This window comes from Bacillus sp. 2205SS5-2, from assembly GCF_037024155.1.
GTDB lineage: Bacteria > Bacillota > Bacilli > Bacillales > Bacillaceae_K > Bacillus_CI.
Map to the genome: position 1 here is coordinate 94,965 of NZ_JAYKTS010000006.1, position 19,085 is coordinate 114,049.

The 19,085-nt window shown below is 38.1% G+C and carries 22 protein-coding genes; 10 read left to right on the forward strand and 12 right to left on the reverse strand.

Going from position 1 to position 19,085, the window contains the following annotated elements:
* Window positions 1-24: 24 nt before the first annotated feature.
* Window positions 25-522 carry a phosphatidylglycerophosphatase A family protein gene (locus U8D43_RS06275; protein WP_335870319.1) on the reverse strand — a complete coding sequence of 166 codons (498 nt, stop codon included), beginning with the start codon at window positions 520-522 and terminating at the stop codon, window positions 25-27.
* 519 nt (window positions 523-1,041) lie between these two features.
* On the opposite strand from U8D43_RS06275, the gene yutH reads away from it, so the two are divergent.
* Both yutH and U8D43_RS06285 read left to right on the forward strand, forming a co-directional pair.
* Window positions 1,042-2,049, forward strand: a complete 1,008-nt coding sequence (gene yutH / locus U8D43_RS06280; RefSeq protein ID WP_335870320.1) for a spore coat putative kinase YutH — start codon at window positions 1,042-1,044, stop codon at window positions 2,047-2,049.
* Window positions 2,050-2,245: 196 nt separating this feature from the next.
* Entirely contained in the window at window positions 2,246-3,220 is a 975-nt protein-coding gene (locus U8D43_RS06285; RefSeq protein WP_335870321.1) for a 2-hydroxyacid dehydrogenase, read from the forward strand.
* A 333-nt stretch (window positions 3,221-3,553) separates the two neighbouring features.
* Here the strand turns inward: U8D43_RS06285 and U8D43_RS06290 are convergent, their stop codons facing one another.
* A complete protein-coding gene (locus tag U8D43_RS06290) occupies window positions 3,554-3,790 on the reverse strand; it encodes a NifU family protein (protein WP_335870322.1) in 237 nt (78 codons plus the stop codon).
* Between the two features lie 538 nt (window positions 3,791-4,328).
* Here U8D43_RS06290 and U8D43_RS06295 point away from each other — a divergent pair.
* Complete coding sequence (locus U8D43_RS06295; protein ID WP_335870323.1) at window positions 4,329-4,652, forward strand: YuzD family protein; 324 nt, start codon at window positions 4,329-4,331, stop codon at window positions 4,650-4,652.
* A 205-nt stretch (window positions 4,653-4,857) separates the two neighbouring features.
* Here the strand turns inward: U8D43_RS06295 and U8D43_RS06300 are convergent, their stop codons facing one another.
* Together U8D43_RS06300 and U8D43_RS06305 are read right to left on the reverse strand one after the other, a co-directional pair.
* Window positions 4,858-5,337 carry an NUDIX hydrolase gene (locus tag U8D43_RS06300; protein ID WP_335870324.1) on the reverse strand — a complete coding sequence of 160 codons (480 nt, stop codon included), beginning with the start codon at window positions 5,335-5,337 and terminating at the stop codon, window positions 4,858-4,860.
* A 261-nt stretch (window positions 5,338-5,598) separates the two neighbouring features.
* Window positions 5,599-6,666, reverse strand: a complete 1,068-nt coding sequence (locus U8D43_RS06305; RefSeq protein WP_335870325.1) for an NAD(P)/FAD-dependent oxidoreductase — start codon at window positions 6,664-6,666, stop codon at window positions 5,599-5,601.
* A gap of 729 nt (window positions 6,667-7,395) precedes the next feature.
* Between U8D43_RS06305 and U8D43_RS06310 the strand changes: the two genes are divergently transcribed.
* Window positions 7,396-7,632 carry a YuzB family protein gene (locus U8D43_RS06310; RefSeq protein ID WP_335870326.1) on the forward strand — a complete coding sequence of 79 codons (237 nt, stop codon included), beginning with the start codon at window positions 7,396-7,398 and terminating at the stop codon, window positions 7,630-7,632.
* Window positions 7,633-8,167: 535 nt separating this feature from the next.
* Here U8D43_RS06310 and U8D43_RS06315 read toward each other — a convergent pair.
* Window positions 8,168-8,854, reverse strand: a complete 687-nt coding sequence (locus tag U8D43_RS06315; RefSeq protein ID WP_335870327.1) for a DUF2225 domain-containing protein — start codon at window positions 8,852-8,854, stop codon at window positions 8,168-8,170.
* A gap of 189 nt (window positions 8,855-9,043) precedes the next feature.
* Between U8D43_RS06315 and U8D43_RS06320 the strand changes: the two genes are divergently transcribed.
* Window positions 9,044-9,406 (forward strand): HesB/IscA family protein, encoded by a 363-nt coding sequence (locus U8D43_RS06320; protein ID WP_335870328.1) that lies wholly within the window; start codon window positions 9,044-9,046, stop codon window positions 9,404-9,406.
* Window positions 9,407-9,626: 220 nt separating this feature from the next.
* Here the strand turns inward: U8D43_RS06320 and U8D43_RS06325 are convergent, their stop codons facing one another.
* From U8D43_RS06325 to U8D43_RS06335, 3 genes are all read right to left on the reverse strand, one after another.
* The gene (locus U8D43_RS06325; protein WP_335870329.1) at window positions 9,627-10,046 is read right to left on the reverse strand and encodes a DUF4395 domain-containing protein; all 420 of its coding nucleotides are present in this window, start codon (window positions 10,044-10,046) and stop codon (window positions 9,627-9,629) included.
* Between the two features lie 208 nt (window positions 10,047-10,254).
* Window positions 10,255-10,623, reverse strand: coding sequence for an NAD(P)H-binding protein (locus U8D43_RS06330; RefSeq protein WP_335870330.1), 369 nt, complete (start codon window positions 10,621-10,623; stop codon window positions 10,255-10,257).
* Window positions 10,624-10,738: 115 nt separating this feature from the next.
* Window positions 10,739-11,737, reverse strand: a complete 999-nt coding sequence (locus tag U8D43_RS06335) for an NAD(P)/FAD-dependent oxidoreductase (protein ID WP_335870331.1) — start codon at window positions 11,735-11,737, stop codon at window positions 10,739-10,741.
* A 482-nt stretch (window positions 11,738-12,219) separates the two neighbouring features.
* Here U8D43_RS06335 and U8D43_RS06340 point away from each other — a divergent pair, with 482 nt between their 5' ends.
* Window positions 12,220-13,434, forward strand: a complete 1,215-nt coding sequence (locus U8D43_RS06340) for an NAD(P)/FAD-dependent oxidoreductase (RefSeq protein WP_335870332.1) — start codon at window positions 12,220-12,222, stop codon at window positions 13,432-13,434.
* 80 nt (window positions 13,435-13,514) lie between these two features.
* On the opposite strand, the gene U8D43_RS06345 is transcribed toward U8D43_RS06340, so the two are convergent.
* On the reverse strand, window positions 13,515-14,276 hold the full coding sequence (locus U8D43_RS06345) for a DUF1129 family protein (RefSeq protein WP_335870333.1): 762 nt from the start codon (window positions 14,274-14,276) through the stop codon (window positions 13,515-13,517).
* A 4-nt stretch (window positions 14,277-14,280) separates the two neighbouring features.
* The gene (locus U8D43_RS06350; protein ID WP_335870400.1) at window positions 14,281-14,589 is read right to left on the reverse strand and encodes a PadR family transcriptional regulator; all 309 of its coding nucleotides are present in this window, start codon (window positions 14,587-14,589) and stop codon (window positions 14,281-14,283) included.
* Between the two features lie 526 nt (window positions 14,590-15,115).
* Here U8D43_RS06350 and U8D43_RS06355 point away from each other — a divergent pair.
* The 4 genes from U8D43_RS06355 (at window position 15,116) to spsC (ending at window position 17,530) form a co-directional block, all read left to right on the forward strand.
* On the forward strand, window positions 15,116-15,598 hold the full coding sequence (locus U8D43_RS06355; protein WP_335870334.1) for an NUDIX domain-containing protein: 483 nt from the start codon (window positions 15,116-15,118) through the stop codon (window positions 15,596-15,598).
* Between the two features lie 354 nt (window positions 15,599-15,952).
* Window positions 15,953-16,075, forward strand: coding sequence for a YuiA family protein (locus U8D43_RS06360; protein ID WP_335870335.1), 123 nt, complete (start codon window positions 15,953-15,955; stop codon window positions 16,073-16,075).
* 124 nt (window positions 16,076-16,199) lie between these two features.
* The gene (locus U8D43_RS06365; RefSeq protein WP_335870336.1) at window positions 16,200-16,517 is read left to right on the forward strand and encodes a YuiB family protein; all 318 of its coding nucleotides are present in this window, start codon (window positions 16,200-16,202) and stop codon (window positions 16,515-16,517) included.
* Window positions 16,518-16,837: 320 nt separating this feature from the next.
* Complete coding sequence (spsC, locus tag U8D43_RS06370; RefSeq protein ID WP_335870337.1) at window positions 16,838-17,530, forward strand: stationary phase survival protein SpsC; 693 nt, start codon at window positions 16,838-16,840, stop codon at window positions 17,528-17,530.
* Between the two features lie 242 nt (window positions 17,531-17,772).
* Here spsC and U8D43_RS06375 read toward each other — a convergent pair whose 3' ends face one another.
* Together U8D43_RS06375 and U8D43_RS06380 are read right to left on the reverse strand one after the other, a co-directional pair.
* On the reverse strand, window positions 17,773-18,558 hold the full coding sequence (locus U8D43_RS06375) for a cobalamin-binding protein (RefSeq protein WP_335870338.1): 786 nt from the start codon (window positions 18,556-18,558) through the stop codon (window positions 17,773-17,775).
* A gap of 11 nt (window positions 18,559-18,569) precedes the next feature.
* Window positions 18,570-19,049: a divergent PAP2 family protein gene (locus tag U8D43_RS06380; protein WP_335870339.1), complete on the reverse strand. Its 480-nt coding sequence runs from the start codon at window positions 19,047-19,049 to the stop codon at window positions 18,570-18,572.
* Window positions 19,050-19,085: the final 36 nt, after the last annotated feature.

The window sequence follows — 19,085 nt, forward strand, 5'->3', positions numbered from 1 at the left end:
CGGTTCTTTTTGGAGATAAATGCTCTATTCCACATGAGCAAGTCGATGTGCTAACCTCGACGAAGCAGCTGCAGCGATGGCACCGACAATATCATCTAAAAAAGTATGACATTGTTTTGACGATTTATCATTGAGTTTCTCTAATATTCCTGGCTTTAACTTATCGATGTAGCCAAAATTGGTAAATCCAATGGAACCATATACATTAACGATGGAAAAGGCTAGTACTTCATCTACGCCATATAAACCCTCGTCAACGGCAATGATTGATTGAAGTGGTTCTTCTAATAACCCTTTTTCACATAACCGATCAAGTTGAATCCCTGTTAAAATGGCGTTTTGTACTTCCCGTTTCCTAAGGACACGTTCGACGTTGTGTACACAATCGGCCATATCTAGGTTAGGATGGTACTTTTTTTGGAGAAACATCACAAGATCAGCAATATCTTGAATTTCTACTCCTCGTTCGTGTAGCCATTTTCTTGCTGTTTCTTCGGATAGATGCATTTTGCTCTCACTCATCATATTCACCTTTTCTTTCTATAGTAGTCTTTCTATTAGGCTGTTTTCGTAAAAAATGTTGCTTTTCGTAGCCTCTCTTCGCATATGTTTGTACAAAATCCATACTAGTATGGAATATTCCACCGAGTAGTAGGTTAAATAGCATTGAGGTATACGGAAAGATCCTTCTATTACGTACGAAAATGAAAGGTCTACATTTTATCCCTCACTAATAACTGTTTTCGCAGTAGTATTTATTCTGTTAAAAAGATAGGAATTGGGGCATCTTTTCGTCTTTTTTTGAACGAAATCAATACCATAATGGAGAATTCCATCGATAATTAAGTTAAATCGCAACAATGGATACGAAAAGAGCCTGACTAATTGATTCAAAAACCTCGAATTTATGAAGCTTTATCATAACTAGATTTAGTACTATTCCCTTTTTTCCCTAATTTGAAACGATTTATTCATGAAGTTGGTTAAGCTCGGTAGGTTTACTACATATATATGTAGTAAGGGCTACAAAAAAGGGGTGATGTGTTGCAAGAAATACTAAACCAATATTTCGGTATTCAGGCTCAACAAAGTATAAAAGATGGGGGATATGAGCGGTATATTCGAAATGGCGTACTATATACTATTGTCAATGTGACCAATGTGGAACAAGAATACTTGGTGGAATTGTATCAGATGGCACAGCATTTGAGTGAGCGTGGCGACAAATACGTATCTTCCTTTGTGCAAGCAAAAGAAGAAAAGTTCTTGATCACTCATGATGAACAAGATTATGTATTGTTGCAAAACCAACAATTGCAGCCTCCACGTGAAAAAAGGCTAGGGAGAAAACTAGCGAAGTTTCACGAACGAGGTCGGACTATTCCGGACAAAATAACGTACAATAGTCGGATTGGTGAATGGAAAGGGTTGTGGGAGAAGCGGCTAGATCAAATGGAGAAAGCCTGCTATGATATGGTTCAGCGAGAACCGAATGATGACTTCGAACGAATGCTTATCGATGCGTTTCCATATTATTTAGGCTTAGCTGAAAATGGCATTCAATATTTGGTGGATACAGAGTTAGATGATGAGCCGACATCAGAAGACGCAGGAACGGTTTGTCATAACCGGTTTTTAAACAATACTTGGGGAACTCAATACTGGGTACGTTTTCCGTTTGAATGGGTGTTTGATCATTGTAGTCGGGATATTGCAGACTATATTCGTGGGCAATATTTGAGTAGAAACCGCACTTTTGGACCAGATGTGCAAAAATTTTCCCAAGAATATGAGTCCGTTTCGAAAATATCTTCGTTTGGCTATCGATTAACCTATGCACGTCTTGTGTTTCCTCTTCATTTTTTTGAATGTGTGGAAGAGTATTTTATCTCTGGGTCGGAACAGCGTAGGAATACGTTAGAAGAAAAACTAGCGAGATATTTAAAGTATTCGGGTGATTACGAACGGTTTTTAGGAAGTTTTTATGAAATAGTAGGGGTGTCAGCAAAGAGCCAATCGCTTCCAAGAATCCAGTGGTTAACCAAGTAAAGGGAGGAGTGATTCTCCCTTTTTTGAATTGTTTAGGCTGTTTTCGCAAAGGCACAACCTTTGCGAAAACAGCCTAGTACGTAATGAATATCGATTTTGAGGAGGGCGGTTCGCAATCGAAATTTGGCCCGCTTCATGAACGAATATTTGCTCGTGTTCTATTAGGTTGTTACAATGCAGGAAAGAGGAGGATGGGATGATGTGCTTAAAGCCTTTTGTCTATATTACTAGGAAACTGCCAGAGGATGAACTTAGCTTGCTAACCCAGCAATATGAGGTGGAAATGTGGAGTGAAGAGGATACCGCTGTTCCTCGAGCGGTCCTATTTGAAAAGGTCGAGAAGGCACAGGCTTTATTAACGATGCTATCTGATCAAGTGGACGAGGAAGTACTTCAGAGAGGGAAAAAGCTAAAGATTGTGGCAAATATGGCTGTCGGCTATGACAATGTGAATGTCCAAATGGCGGCCAATCAGGGAGTGCTCGTGACGAATACACCGGATGTATTAACGGAAACAACAGCGGACTTAGTGTTTTCATTAATCTTAATGACCTCGAGAAGAACGATTGAAGCCTCGGACTTACTCAGAAGAGGGGAGTGGACGAATTGGTCACCCTTCATGCTAGCAGGGGCTGACGTTCACCATAAAACAATCGGAATTTTTGGGATGGGGGAAATTGGCCAAGCAGTTGCTCATCGCGCAAGAGGCTTTCATATGAAAATCATTTATCATAATCGTAAGTCAATTCCCGAGGAAGAAGAACGTCTATGCGCTTCATTTGTTTCCTTTTCAGAGCTATTAGAACAAGCGGATTTTGTCGTTTGTTTAGCGCCCCTTACAGCCGAAACAAGGGGGGTTTTTGGAGAAAAGGAATTTAAAGCAATGAAAAAAAGTGCAATTTTTATTAATGCCGCGAGAGGAGCCATTGTGAAGGAATCCGAACTGATTACGGCGCTGAAAAACAATGACATTGCTGGGGCGGGGTTAGATGTATTTGAGCGAGAACCTATCGGCAGTGAGCATCCACTCGTAGCGCTTTCAAATGTTGTCCTCTTACCACATATCGGAAGTGCGACAGAAGAAACACGTCGAGGAATGATGCGACTTTGTGTGCAGAATATTCACCGCGTCCTTGATGGTGAAAAGCCGTTGAATGTAGTTCACCCTTGAATTACATCGGTTAAAACACTTAGGATATTCCTCTGTTTCGCTCTAATAGCCTTCCGAAAAGACGCCTTGAAGTCTAGCTAATTCAACGTTTTGGAAAAGTAACAATCTTTGTGAAAGCTGCCTTGCAAAAAAAATGAAACCGTTCGGTCAGGACGAGGGGTTGAGGAAGAGAGCGAACGCTTGCTGATTGAGTGTCACGAGTGCTTTTTTCAAAGTGTTTCAAAAGTGCAACAAAAAAGACGTGCCTAAGCACGCCTTGACTTACTTTAATCGAAAAGGTGTTAAAAACACAAATGTCTTTAAACATTCGTGTAAGGAAACGGCAAATTTCAATTAAAAAACCTGTTCTACTTCAACAACACCAGGAACTTCTTCTAATAAAGCACGCTCAATTCCTGCTTTGAGTGTAATTGTTGAACTTGGGCAGCTACCGCATGCACCGAGAAGGCGTAATTTTACGATTCCATCTTCAATATCAACAAGCTCACAATCCCCACCATCACGAAGTAGGAATGGGCGCAATTTATCTAATACTACTGATACTTGTTCTTTCATTTCTGTTTCAGTCATATTTATCGACTCCTTTCCTTGCTCTCTTTATTATAATAATTATTGCGAAAAAAATCTATCATTCCTTCTTAATTAAAGGATCTTTTCGGATCCATTGTTGTTATTTCATCTAAGTTTAGGTGGAATTACCCATTTTGCTGTTGATTTCCATAAAAATAGACGAAAAGATGCCCTGAAACAAAACTATATCAAGATTATGAGCTAGTTCGAAAAGCAACAAACTTGCGACAACAGCCCATTTTAATATGGATGTTTTTTAGGTTCTCTTTGCATTCATTGTTGCTATTTTATCTTTTTGTAGCGGGAATTCTCTATTTTTGTAGTTGCATTCTATCAAAAATAGACGAAAAGATATTCCGAAACGAAGCTATATCACCAATTATAGATTGGTACGAAAAGCAACAAACTTTATGAACATAGCCTTTCAAGAAGAAAACGTCTCTTTTGGGCAAATTGTGTTCGACAATTCACTAAATTCATTTCCTTCTTACAGTCTATTCGTTACAATAAAAGAAAACACTATCAGGGGAGAGTCTTTATGAAAAAAAAAGCGGCTATTCTCGTCTACGGAGCAGAACAAATTTGCCCAAGCTGTGTTGGAATGCCCTCTACCAAAGAAACTTATGAGTGGTTACAAGCAGCGATTTCTAGGAAATTTCCAGATCAACCCTTTGCGATCTCCTACATTGATATTTATGATCCATCTGAAGATGGGGAGAAGAAAGCTTTTTCACTACGAGTCATTGAGGAAGATCTTTTCTATCCAGTGGTGGTTCTTGACGGGAACATTGTTGCTGAAGGCAACCCACGTCTAAAAACAATTTTTGCAGAGCTTGAAAAATTGGGATATGTAGCGACTTAATGGAGATTACGTTCGTCTTGGTTATTGCTATTTAGTCTTATTTTAGATGGACTCCTCCATTTTGTGGGTGATTCACATCAAAATGGAGGAGAAGATGCCCTGAAACGAAGCTATATCATCGTTTATAGACGGGTACGAAAAGTAACAAACTTTGCGATACCAGCCTACTAAAATAGAAGAAACAAACGTCAAGGAGCAACTATTTTCAGCTGCTTGACGTTTGTTTTATGATCATATGCTTTGATGAACGAGGTAATGAAGGTAATTCATCCACTAAAAATTGAGGGTGAAGAGTAATACTATTGAGCTTTTCAAATGAGAGCCATTGATAAATGAGGTGTTCACCTTCACATCCATGAAACGGATTTTTTTGGAACAATCTCGAGATATGGGGGGATGAAACTTGATAGAAGAACCCAATTTCATGAAAAGGCATTTCATTTAGAGTGAAAAAATTTTCCACGGACCATAACAATCGTTCTGCTTTCACCTCTACATTCAATTCTTCTTGAAACTCGCGAACTAGGCTTGTAGCTGATTCTTCTCCCAATTTCACCCGTCCTCCAGGAAGTGACCAAAAAGAATCTTTTGCTCCTCGATGAATTAGAAGATGGTCTTGCTCTATCCATACGCCTGCTACTCGGTAATTAAAAATTCCTTGTTTGGTTTTAAAAACAGTGTCCATATTTGCTCCTTTTAATTAAATTTTTTCTTGAAAATTGTGGCTTTTTGCAATATAGATTCATTCTTGATGAATAAGCCTTTGGGGATCTTTTATATACAAGAGTAACAATGTCTGCGAAAAGAGCCTTTAGAAAAGAAAAACACACTACGTCAGTGTGTTTTTCTTTTCGTTATTTTTTAAACGAAATCAATGCTAAGATGGAAAATTCCATCAATAATCAACTTAAATAACAACCATAGGTACGAAAAATAGGCTTAGTGTTTAGCCATTATGATATTTGTACATCCATAACACACCTGATTTTAATAATCTTGCGACACGTCCTGTAATCGCTCGATCATTGACAAGACCAAAGCCATGTTTTTTTCCTAACGATCCAAGGATACCTTTTAATTTTATTTTCGGCATCTTGTCAGGAAGTTTTTCATTACTCCATCGCTTCAATAAAACATCCACGATTTGTTCAGCTTGTCCTTCAGCTAATTGTGCACTTGGTGCGTGTGGTAGGGCTGCACAATCCCCAACGACATAAACATGCTCGTCTGTAGGAAGATTATGATATTTAGAAAGCTCCACACGTCCTGAACCATCTTTTTCAACGTCCATATCGCGTACAATTTCATTCGGCTGTATGCCGGCTGTCCAAACAATAACATCGCAATGAATTTGTTTATCATGGTTGTAGAGAGTGTTGGGTCCAACTTTCGTTATGCTTGCTTCATTGATGATCTCGACGTTGTTGCCTTCAAACCATCCTTGCACATAGCGGCTAAGTCGCTCTGGAAATGCAGAAAGAATACGTGTACCACGATCAAAGAGCTTAACGTTTAAATCGGTACGACTTTCACGCAACTCACTTGCGAGTTCAATGCCACTAAGACCGGCCCCTACAATTCCAACAACAGAGCCCGCCGGAAGATTAGAGATGGTTTCATACGTCACGCGCGATTTTTCAATCGACTGAATGCTGTACGTATGTTCATCTGCACCTGGTACGTTGTGATATTTGTCTTCACATCCCAAACCAATGATTAAATCATCGTACAATAAAGGCGCATCATTTTTTAAATACACTTTTTTACCGGTATGATCAATCGATTCAACTGCAGCATATTTAATGTTTAAGCGAGGATGCTCTGGAAAGGTCACACGAACTTGTTGATCAGAAATCGTTCCAGCAGCGAGAGCATAATACTCTGTTTTCAAACAATGGTACGGGACACGGTCCACTAATGTAATTGTTACATCTTCAGGTAGTTGATTGGGCAACAAACGTAACAGAATACGCATATTTCCATACCCGCCACCAAGTAGCACTAAATGTTTCATGAAAAATTTCCCCTTTTTCAGCTCTATACTTTGAAGAATAAAAATAGTTAGAGACTGTTTTCGCAAAGTTTGTTGTTTTCGAACTAGTCTATAAACGATGATATAGTTTGTTTCGGGGCATCTATTCGTTTATTTTTGATGTGAATCATCCGCAAAACGGAGGGTCCATCTAAAATTAGACTAAATAGTAACAATGGATACGAAAAGAGCCTAGTTAAAAAGTAAGCATTTTCAATATGATGAGTAATATGTTGAAAAATTGTAAATAAAAACGAATATTCATTAAAAGTATATCGAAATAACCCATATTTCACAATAAAATCTAGGTAAAAACTTCTCAATCTGTTATACGAATTAAAAAGTCTTTACTTTTAAAAAGACTGTTCTCGCAAAGTTTGTTGCTTTTCGAACCAGTTTGTAAATGTTAATATAGCTTAGTTTCGGGTATCATTTACGAAATGCGGAATTGGCTGACAAATGCCCTAGCCACTGCAGCTAGATCCGTCTGTTTTTGATAGAAATCAACATTGAAAGGGAGGATTTAATCAAAAATCAGATGAAATTGCCTCAATGTATACCAAAAGAGCCTTTTTAAAAAAGTAGGACTGATTTAGGGAGATGATCTCTTACTTATTTAGATAGGTAGTGTTAAAAGGAAACCTAAGGCCCCTTTATTGACGATTGACATAAAACGATGTAGCATATTTAGTGAATAAAGAGGTGATCAAGATGAAGCCAATTATCGAATTTTGTATTAGTAACTTGGCAAGTGGTGCGCAAAAAGCGCTTGAAATATTAGAAAGAGATCCTAATTTAGATACGGTGGAATATGGCTGTCTCGGCTATTGTGGAAAGTGTGCAAAATCTTTGTTTGTTCTTGTGAACGGAGAGGTCGTAACAGGAGAGAATCCAAGTGACCTAGTCGATAATATTTATCAATTTCTCGAAGAAAATCCAATGTTTTAAAACGAGCCAATGGGACTCGTTTTTTTTTATGAACAAAAGGTGCAAACATGGAGAAGCGATGAAAAGTGGCGCATAAGAGGGAAGTTGTGCATAAAAAGAAAAAGTCGTGCACAAACAAGAGGAAGTCGTGCACAAACGGTGAAAAGTCGTGCACAAACGATGAAAAGTGGTGCATAAGCGGGAAGTTGTGCATAAAAAGAAAAAGTCGTGCACAAACAAGAAAAAGTCGTGCATATCTGAAATGAAGTTCCTTCCGAAAATAATTGATTAATATGTTTAACTCAAAAGGAGAAAATCCAATTTTGGAGATCCCCTATATATCCTTTCAGCTTCAGGAATTTTAACAGAAGGATAAGAGGATAAGAGTGAAAAACGTTCAGATTCTAAACTCTGAACGTTTTTCACTCTGATCCTCTTGTATATAATAATTTTCAGCAAGAGTTGAACGGATTAAATACATCATTTGCAGGGAATAAAAGGACCTTGAATCAAGTTTTTGATTTTCGTTTTTACTTTCAATCTGGAAAAATACAAATCAAATCGCTTTAGACTCTTGCCGCGCTCGGTACCAAGCATCACGGGCCATTTCAATAATACGTTGCTCAGACGTATGGCGTTTTTTCTCCACAACTTTACCGTAGTATGATATGGCTTCCTTATAGTTACCTAATCGTCGATAGCATTCACCGATTAGGTATAGTAAACGAGTTTCGCTCATTTTCGTTTTAGCGAAGTCATCTAACTGGTAGGATTGCACGTAATAGTCACATGTTTTGGAAAGGAAATACTGTTCTTGCTCTTTGCTATGGAGCATTCGCTGTATCCACGCCATTCTCATATAGAGCCCACCGATGACAATATTTTTTTCGTTTTTTAGATGTGCGCATGCTAGTGCTCGATTATAGGCTTCTTTAACATTCTCTAGTGTACGAATGCCACCAAAGTCTTTAATTTGTGTAGCAAGCAGCTTGTCCTGAATTTTTTCCTTTGTAAGAGGAGGGAAATATGAACTGAATTCTTCGGTGTAAGCAAAGCCACATTTTGGACAGATATGAATATGATAATAAAGAGGGTTTAGGTTAATATCCTGATAAAAAGGGAAAAAATCTGTATCTCTACCAGAGAACTTTACGAAACGACTAAGTATATTCGTTGTTTGAAAGTCATGGTGACAGAGCTGACATGTGGTGTTTTTTTTATAATAAGGTGATGTATAGGTCATATGTATTACCTCTTTGAAGGATTTGTGGTTATTTTATAGTTTTATTTTACTACTAATCTAAGAAAAATAAAGGTCTTTTTACTTGTTTGGGGTGTGAGAGTTCGACGGAGGCGGGTTGATTGAGGAATTAGAGCAGAGAGTATATACTAGGACTAATATATGTATTAGATCCTGATGGAGGTGCAATAGATGAGTGAAGTTGTCATAATTACAGAAGCAGCGTCCTATCAGATAAAAGATATGATGAAGCAAAACGATGAAGAAGGTGCGTTTCTTCGCGTTGCGGTAAAAGGTGGAGGCTGTAGTGGTCTATCCTATGGGATGGGATTTGAACATGAAGCTGGAGAGAATGATGCAAAGCTTGAGCAACATGGAATCGCTATCCTAGTAGACAAAGAAAGTGCCGATATCCTAAATGGAACAACTATTGACTATAAGGAGTCTTTGATGGGCGGCGGATTTACGATCGATAATCCGAATGCGATTGCATCATGCGGATGTGGATCCTCGTTTGTAACAGCGACGAATAAGGGAAAACCTGAGGATTGTTAATAGAGGCGCTTTTTGCAGGGATTGTGTCTTAAAAAGCAAAGTGATTTCCAAATAGTGTAGGATTCGTGCTCATTTCTTAGTAGAAGTGTTGCCTGAGTGATTTGGGAAATTAACTGAACAAACCCTGCTGCCAATTGTTCAAGCAGCAAAAGTCACTTGGCTAAGGAAAAAACTTCATAAACAAAAAGCGTAAGGTGAAAAATCACTTTACGCTTTTTGTTTATGAATGGAGTTGAGTTTTCTTTCGTCGATATTGCCACATTTTATATTGATAGCGAATTGTACAACCGATGCAGTATCCCATTATTGCTATTGTCGAGGCTAGGATAACCATGACGCTAAATGTAACGGCGACAATTGTCCAGCCGATGGCAAAAAACAGTAAGGAGAATCCAAGACAAACCGTGGCAATCCATTGATTAAAAATTTGTTGATCTGCATCTTCCAAAATATAAGAAGACGTTGGCTTGGATAAAAATTTCTTTCCAACAAGAATCAAAGGATTTTTCTTCGTTGCGATGGTGATCAATCCAAGGGCGAAAGGAAGAACAAGTAAAATCTCATGTATAAATAGACCGGATAGTACGGTTAAACTCATGAAAATTTGATTAGTCTGAACAAGTGGTTTTGGAATTCCCATAGGTGTATACCTTCTTTCATAGATAATTAAGAGGAGATCTCCTTAATCTTATTATACATAGTAGTTTACTCGGAATAAAGAAAGGAATCTTGGAAATGAAAAAATGGACTTGTTGAGGGAAGTTGTTTTAACACATTGAGGTAACGATTGAGAGGATTTTCAATGAGTTGTAAAAAAGCTCCCACTTTATTTGGAGAGGGAGTTCTTTTCAAAAGAAGAAGGCTCTTCTAATACCGAAGGAGCCTTGACTTAAAAAAAGGATAAACCGTTCAATTTGGTGTTTTTTTGCATAGTCCATGGATTTTTTAGCGCCGTTTTCATCGATGGCAGTCGTTTTATCCTTTTCTGTATCTGGACCTGAGCCAGCAGCAAAGACGACTGCATTCACTTGCTTCATCGTAAACTCGAAATTTTCTTCCAAATCAGCTAAAATGGGCTTGGATCCAAGTTGTTCCATCTTTTCCATTTGCTCTTCTTTTCGGACCATAGCGGTTACAGTGTGTTCTGCTGAATCAGCTAGGATTTGAACAATTTTTCTCCCCGTGGTTCCGTTTGCTCCGATTACTAGTACATTCACGAATACATCAACCTTACTTATAGTTTTTGAATTACTCATCATTTAACACGTGCCCTTTTCTTTGAGAAGAAAACAAAAAAAGCCCATCGAAGGAAAAACTTCAATGGGCGAAGGATTATTCAGAAAAAAGTGAAGTACTATGCAAAGGCTGTACCCTTGCATTAGGATCTATTAAAGCTTTGGCATTATTAACTGCCGTTGGTGCCTCGCCAAAACCAGAAGCAATAAGCTTAACCTTTCCGTCATACGTACTAATATCTCCTGCCGCATAAATTCCTTCAATATTCGTTTCCATACGGGAGTTAACCAAGATCGAATTTTTTTCTATAGTTAATCCCCAATCCTTAATCGGACCTAATGAGGAAACAAATCCGAAGTTTACGATGACAGCATCAACATCTAGTACTTCTTTAGCATCGCCTTTGACCTGTTCTAAAACGAGTTTATCGACTTTTTCTTCATCGCCGATCAGCTCCATTGGAACGAAAGGTGTTTTGATTTCGACTGAGGAGTTAAACAGGTTATCAACACTATGTTCATGAGCACGGAATTTATCTCGGCGATGGACAAGCATCACTTTTTCAGCGATGGGTTCCAACATTAATGCCCAATCAACGGCTGAATCTCCACCACCACAAATCGCGACTTTTTTATTTCGAAAATTTTCAAGATTATCAATGAAATAATGGATGTTTTTCCCCTCATATTGACGGGCATTATCCAGCTGTAGACGTCTCGGTTGGAAGGCTCCGTTTCCAGCTGTAATGATAATAGCTTTACTGTAGTGAACTTCTTCGTTGGTCGTTAATTTAAAAACGCCATCTGCTTGTTTTTCTAATCCTTCAACTGCTTGTTCTAAACAAACAGTAGGTTCAAACTTCTTCATTTGCTCTTTTAAATTATCGACAAGTTCCTGGGCTTTTATTTTTGGAAATCCTGCCACATCGTATATGTATTTTTCAGGATATAAGGTAGCGAGTTGCCCACCAAGCTGTGGTAAGCTCTCGATAATCTTTACGCTTGCTTGCCTCATTCCACCATAGAAGGCCGTAAATAACCCGGTTGGTCCACCGCCAATTATTGTAATATCATAAATTTTTTGGTCTTCCTTCAATCCAATCCCTCCTATAAAAGTTAACAGTACTCCTTTCTATTTTATCATAGGAAAAGTGTATATTCGTATAATATTATGTGTATTTTCTAAATTTTCTTAAGTTTAATCAAATCTTATATTAATCTTGAAAATAGAGGGTAAAAAGAATAGTATGTATTATAGATATAATGTTAAGATTTTATGACAATTTTCGAACCAATCTTCTGTAATTGTTCGTGAAGTACGTCACAATGTTTTTTCGTTCTGTAAAAATAGATAAATACGACTTTCATCAACGGGAGGATTTTTGTCTTAACCTTAGATGTTAAGTGAATCAACTCAGCTTAAATTGACGTGATATGACCCATGAATTCTTCTAATTTTTTTACTTTTATGTATTGGGAAGGGTAGCGGCAGTTAGAGCAGGATAAAAAAAGCTTTTGCGGTGGAAGCTACAAATACTTAAACATCGAAAAATATTAATAAAGGTGGATGTGATACCTGTGAGAAAGCCAAGAATCGTTGTTTTAGGAGCAGGGTACGGGGGTTTAATGACCGTAACTCGTCTTCAAAAACAAATTTCAAATGAAGCCGAAATTGTATTAATTAACAAAAATGATTATCACTATGAAACAACTTGGTTACATGAGGCATCAGCTGGTACGATGCATCATGATAAAGTACGTTATGATATCAGCTCTGTAATTAATCGTAGTCGTGTGAAATTCATGCAAGCAACGGTTGAAGATATCAAAACTGAAGAGAGAGTCATCGTAACGTCTGATGGTGAAGTGGAATTTGATTACCTAGTTGTTGCCTTAGGAGCAGAACCTGAAACATTCGGTATCAAAGGGTTAAAAGAATTTGCGTTCTCGATTACGAACATCAATTCTGCACGCCATATCCGTGAACATATTGATTATCAATTCGCGACTTATAGCTTAGAAGAAGAGAAAAAAGATGAACGTCTAACCATTGTCGTTGGTGGTGCCGGCTTCACTGGAATTGAGTTTCTAGGAGAGCTTGGCAATCGCGTCCCTGAGTTATGCACTGAGTATGATATAGATCAAAGTAAAGTTCGCATTGTTTGTGTAGAAGCTGCACCTATGATTCTTCCAGGTTTTGACCCAGAGCTTGTCAAGTATGCTCGTGCAAAATTAGAGAAGAAGGGTGTCGAATTCCGTATTGGTACACCTTTGAAAGAAGCAACCGAACAAGGAATCTTCATTGCAAAAGGCGAAGAAGGGGTAGAAGAAATCAAAGCGGCTACAGTTGTTTGGGCAGCGGGTGTTCGTGGAAATGCTTTGATTGAAAAAGCAGGATTCGAAAACATGCGTGGGCGTGTGAAAATAGAAAAAGACCTTCGTGCTCCAGGACATGAGAATGTGTTCATTATCGGTGATTCTTCCTTAATGATTAACGAAGAAATCAATCGTCCATACCCACCAACAGCTCAAATTGCGATGCAACAAGGTGAAGTGTGTGCACGTAATATTGCTTCGCTTGTAAGAGGAAAGCTAGATTTAGAAACCTTTGTTCCAGATTTAAAAGGAACGGTATGTTCATTAGGTGAAGATGATGCTATTGGGGTCGTCTTTGGTAAGAAACTAATGGGTACATCTGCATCCTTCATGAAGAAAGTCATCGATAACCGTGCCTTATTTATGATTGGTGGAGCAGGGCTTGTCTTCAAAAAAGGGAAATTTAAATTTTTTTAAAAGGAATTATTGAGTTGAGACATGCATGAATGCACGGCTATTCCTTATTAATACTTTATAGATTCAAAAAAACTACCTAATCAGGTAGTTTTTCTTTTTTTCTTCCTAAGCAAATAGTATAAGAAGAGTAGAAGCGACAGAAGTGCAATCATAATTGTAGTAAGAATATAGCTCGGATTCTGATTAATCTCATTAGGTATAAAGCGGTTAGCAATCGGTCCAAAGCTTAAAAAGATGGGGACCAAAATGGTAAACCAGGTTTTGGTATAAAGAGCACATGCAATAAATGCTAAGATACAACCTAGAAGGATAAGATTATTTTGAAAGGGTGTGGCGACAAAGCTATTTTGAATAGATGGATCAAAGAATAAAAAATATAATCCAACCATCGCTCCTAGCAAGCCTAACTGAGATCCAATAGCAATGACGTAGAGCCATTTGGAGTAATAGAAAATAGGAACAATTTTAATAAATAAAAAAGCACTGATGACTAATCCAAGTATAGTCCAGATACCTCCAATGATTAGTGTGTTTTGTGAAAGAGTAAATCTTCCCTCGATCGCTGGGCCTAAGCTAAAGTAGGCGCTTAAAAGTAAAGCAAATAGCGGAATTAGTTTAATGTTTTCCTTTATATCTGTTTTCATAGAAGAGCTTATATCTCTCAAGTATTTCTTTGGACTTTCCCCGATTATATTCTCGACGCTTTTCCCATCTGCTTCCGCTTGAAGTAAATGATCCTCTAATTCCTCCATTATTTCACTAATTTCTTGCTCGTTTTTTCCTTTTGCAATAAGGTGCATTCTCATTTGAATAATGAATTGTTCTGATTTTTTTGAAAGCATCTTTCTACTCCCCTTCTTTCAATAAAGATGTAACTCCTTGGGAAAGCTCTCCCCAACGCTCTTTGAATGTCTTTAATTCTTCTACACCTTTCTCTGTAATATTGTAATATTTTCGTTTCGGTCCATTCGGTGATTTTCTCATCGCCGTCGTGACAAATTCGTTTTTCTGTAATCTCATTAAAACAGGGTAGATGCTTCCTTCACTAACCACAGAGAAATGATGTTCTTCTAATTTTTTGGTGATTTCATAACCGTATGTTTCTCCTTGGGCGATAAGTGCTAATAAACAGCCATCTAATAGGCCTTTGAGCATTTGGGTGGTGGTTGACAAGGTTCTCCTCCTTACATCGTATTAACTGGCTCGAGTACTGTTAGCGTTCTAAAAAAATCAGACTAAGTGTGATGTTTAGTAAGTAAAAAGTAAAAACAACCCTTCTAATAATCGATTTACTGTATGGAAACCATCTCCTTTTCTATACTATAGTGTATTACATAATAGCGGTCAACTACTTTGTAATACACTATAGTAAATAGTTGATTGGAATTGAAAGTTGGTTTAAGGTTGCTAATAGGAAAAGGTCGTTTTTGCAACTAATTGTATTTCCTCATATAAGAAGGAGTTCGGGGCATCCCTTTGATCTGTCATTAAAGCGAAATAAAAAATACAAGGGTATAGTACCGATAACTAATTTAAAAGAAACACAGAATGCGGTAAGAGCCTTTCCTAACTAAGAAATTTTTCATTTCAAGATAGATAGTAAGAAAGAACACGAAACCTTACTACCTGTATTTTCTTTGTGACAAAAGCAACAATGCATATAAAAAGAAGTTGAGGAGGAATGGGATTGTCTAGAGGAAAAGTGTGGATGTGTGTCGCTGGATTAGTCCTTGATGAAAAGGGGAGGTGGTTAGTCGTCAAGAAAAAATATGGTGGTCTTAAAGGGAAATGGAGTCTACCTGCCGGGTTTGTTCAAGAGGGAGAGACAGCCGATGAGGCGGCAATTCGCGAAACGAAAGAAGAGACTGGAATAGAGGCGGAGGTTCAAGGACTAATCGGTCTCCGAACAGGGGTTATTCGTGAAGAGATTAGTGATAATATGTTGGTCTTCTCCTTGAAAGCTAGCAATCATCAGCGTCTTGTTCCTCAAGAGAAGGAGATTATGGAAGTACGTTGGATCGATCCTAATGATTTGCCTGCGAACGAAACATCGACTATGCTGTTCGAAATTTTACAGAAAAATTGGCAGCATAGGAAAGAAAAGATTGAGGATGTTGACCCTGGAGAAGTATTTGGCTATACGACCTATCGGCTGTTTTTTTGAAGTATTATGATGTCTACTCATTGTTGAAGGCAGTTCTCACAGCAGGAAATAAACCGATAAAAAATTCGGGACATTTATTTGTCTATTTTGACGAAATCCATCCCCAGAATGCAGTATTCTAGCGAGAATTAGATGTAATAGCAACCATGTGTAAGAAATGAGCCTCATTGAAAAGGATGTTTGAATATTCCACCTGAAAAACTAAAAAAGGCGGGAGAGCGAGGATAAAGCAGAAATATCATAATGTATTCGCTTTCATGGGAGAATGCGATTGAATTTGCCTCTTTTCTAATCCGGAAAAGGATGTTATATTATCAGAAAATTAAGATATTTCAAAAGGAGAGGAAAAAGAATATGGCAAAGCTGATTTCTACTCAAACGAAAAAATGTATGTACTGTTCAGGTAAAGGGTATTTTCAGCTCATTCTCGGTGGCTCAGAAACATGTCCTCGTTGTGGAGGGAGTGGAAAGAAGTAAGATGAATTGGAAAAAAAGGATGATTTACGGTCAAAGTAAATCATGCTTTTTTTTGGTTCTACTAATTGACGTAACCATTACATTTGAGTACACTAAATCATAGCGCAAGTAGGAGGTGTACTCAATGAACATTGCTCAGTTTGTTCTTTCCATTTTAATCTTTTTTGTTTTGTTTTATAGTATTGGATTCATTCTTAATATGCTTCTTCGCATGACGTGGGTCATGGCAATTATTTATCCAGTAATCACAATCTTTATCATAGATGAGGTGAGGTTCATAGCCTATTTTAAAGATCCTGGGACTTCGTTCAGTTCCTTAGGTGAAAAAATTGGCAATTTGGCGACAGTCGATGTCGTGATCTTGGTTAGTGGTCTAGCAGGTGCCATTGTTTCTGGGTTAACTAGCAGGATCTTACGTAAAAAAGGCTATCAAATGTTTTAAAACTACCAATGGTTTGGTAGTTTTTTTGTTTTTTCAAATTCTATAATCCATTTTAAAACAGGTGAGTTATCAAGAAGAAAAATAAAAATCCTAAATTTTAAGGGTGAAACCTTGTTGGGAAAATCGGAACTTTCGTCAATCTATCCTCCACACATATACGTGAAAACTAGATGATTGGCAATAAATTGAGTCTGAAAAGGCATATTTCTTCATGCTTTGCAGAAAATGTTGAATTTTCAAAAAATATGACAAGTTACCTTTATTACGCATATTTCTCTGTCAGATGGGAAAGTAATATATCTGGGAGGAGTGAATGAGTAATGAAAATGACAAAACTATGGACGAAACGAACCATCATGACTCTTTTAGTTGTTCTGGCGCTTATGACAACGCTAGAAACGGTATCTGGTGTGAAAGCTTCAAGTTTTATCGGTGCACTTATACAGCAAGCGGAGCAAAAAGTGGAACATCAAACAAAAACAATATCGATTGGGTATAAAATGTTAAAAACAGTCAGGGACGATTCAAAGAAAATTTCGGCAAGTGAAGTAGTGATGAGCACAAAGCCTAGATTAGAAAGTTCGTTTAACTGGTCTCAATATCCTTTGAAAACGGTAGTAGCCACGGGGTATACTGCAGGAGTAGAATCAACTGGAAAAGATGAAAATCATCCGCTCTATGGCATTACATACTCTGGGGTGAAAGTGAAAAGAGATTTGTACTCCACCATTGCGGCTGATTTATCGGTGTTTCCTCTTGGTACAATTCTTTTTATTCCGGAGTACGGATTTGGTGTCGTTGCGGATAAAGGAAGTGCCATTAAAGGGGACAGGCTGGATTTGTATTACGATACCGTGGATCAGGTGTACAATGAATGGGGAAAGAAAGAGGTCGATGTTTATGTCGTCTCAATGGGTAAAGGTGTATTAACTGAAGAAACACTTTTGAATCTGAATGAAACAAAGGATTTACAAGTTTTTCGACCACAATACAATAAAACACTTGAAGAATAAGTAAAAGGAGGGAGACTTGGTCTCCCTCCTTTTACTATGAACTGTTTTAGACGGGGAGTTATATACCTTGGCGGGAAAATAAGAATTTCCAGAAACTTCTTTTAATAGGGCTCTACTCATATACATCGTTGCTTTTAACTTTAATAATCCACGATTCTCGAAAAGATTTCATTCGAAAATCGACGAAATGATGCCTCGATACTAATCCTTCCACGGATTAAATACGGTTGCGAAAACAGCCTTTAATATTTTTCATAACTCTCAGGATGAAGAAGCTTGCCGAGTTTTACCACCCCTTCTAACAATCGAGGTGATGGACGACAGTATAGTTCTTCTTCGAGCAAGTGAATGGTATGGTTTTGAATGGCCTTCATTTCTTGCCAACCAGGTCTTTTTTTGAGAGCACTCGCTTTCATTTTTTGCTGTTGGACGCCAACCCAGGCCATGGCGATGACATCGGGATTTCGGCGTTTTACATCGTTCCAATCAGTTTGGACACTAGCGAGTTCGACATCTTCATAGGCGTTAATTCCGCCAGCAAGTTGACTAACTTCAGTTAACCAATTAATTCTTCCGGGTGTGAAAACGGGCTTTGGCCACCATTCCCAATAGATTGTTGGTTGTTGAGTTTGGCTGCGACCGATGGTTCGAAGTTCTTCTACTAAGTTTATGTATTTTTTTGCCCTTTCCTCTGCTTCGTCTTGAATACCGCAGGCTTCTCCTACTTTAAGTAAATCGAGATAGATATCGTGTAGGCTTTGAGGATTCAGAACTAAGTGGGGAATTTGTCGTTTTTGTAGCTGTTCCACGTTTTTTTCCATACCAGGAACGCTTAATGAAGCGAGAACAAGATCCGGTTCCATCGCTACCAATTTGTCCATATCAATCGACAAATCCCGACCTAATCGTGGTAAGTGTTGAATATGCTTTGGCCAATCAGAATCATCGTCTAGGGCAATGAGAAATGAGGTTAAGTCTAAGTATTCCATTAATTCCGTATTACTAGGGCAAATAGATATGACACGCATCTGTTTCCTCCTTATGTCCAAATATAGAAGTGAAGTAAAATTGTTAATCCCACGCCTGTAACCGCACCAAAAAATACTTCATTCGGTTTGTGACCAAGAAGCTCTTTTAATTCTTTCCGTTTTTCTTGCTCTGGTTTTTTCTGCCATTCTTTCGCTTCCACGACGAATCGTTGAAAATCGGTCACAAGCTGATTTAATACAATTGCTTGCTCACCAGCTTGGCGGCGCACACCCGTTGCGTCGAACATTACAATAATGGCAAAAACAGCTGCTACAGCAAAAATCGGTGAGTTTAAAGACGTTTCTAAGGCGATGCCTGTTGCTAATGCGGTAACAGCAGCGGAGTGAGAACTGGGCATCCCACCGGTCGAAGTAACGAGCGACCAGTTCCATTCACGGGTAGCAATGTATTGAATCGGTACTTTGACAAATTGGGCGAAGAAGATAGCAAATAGAGAAGCCATTAGCGGAAAGTTCAAAAATAAATCCATAAAACGTGCCAGCACCCTTTCAAATTAAAATGAATT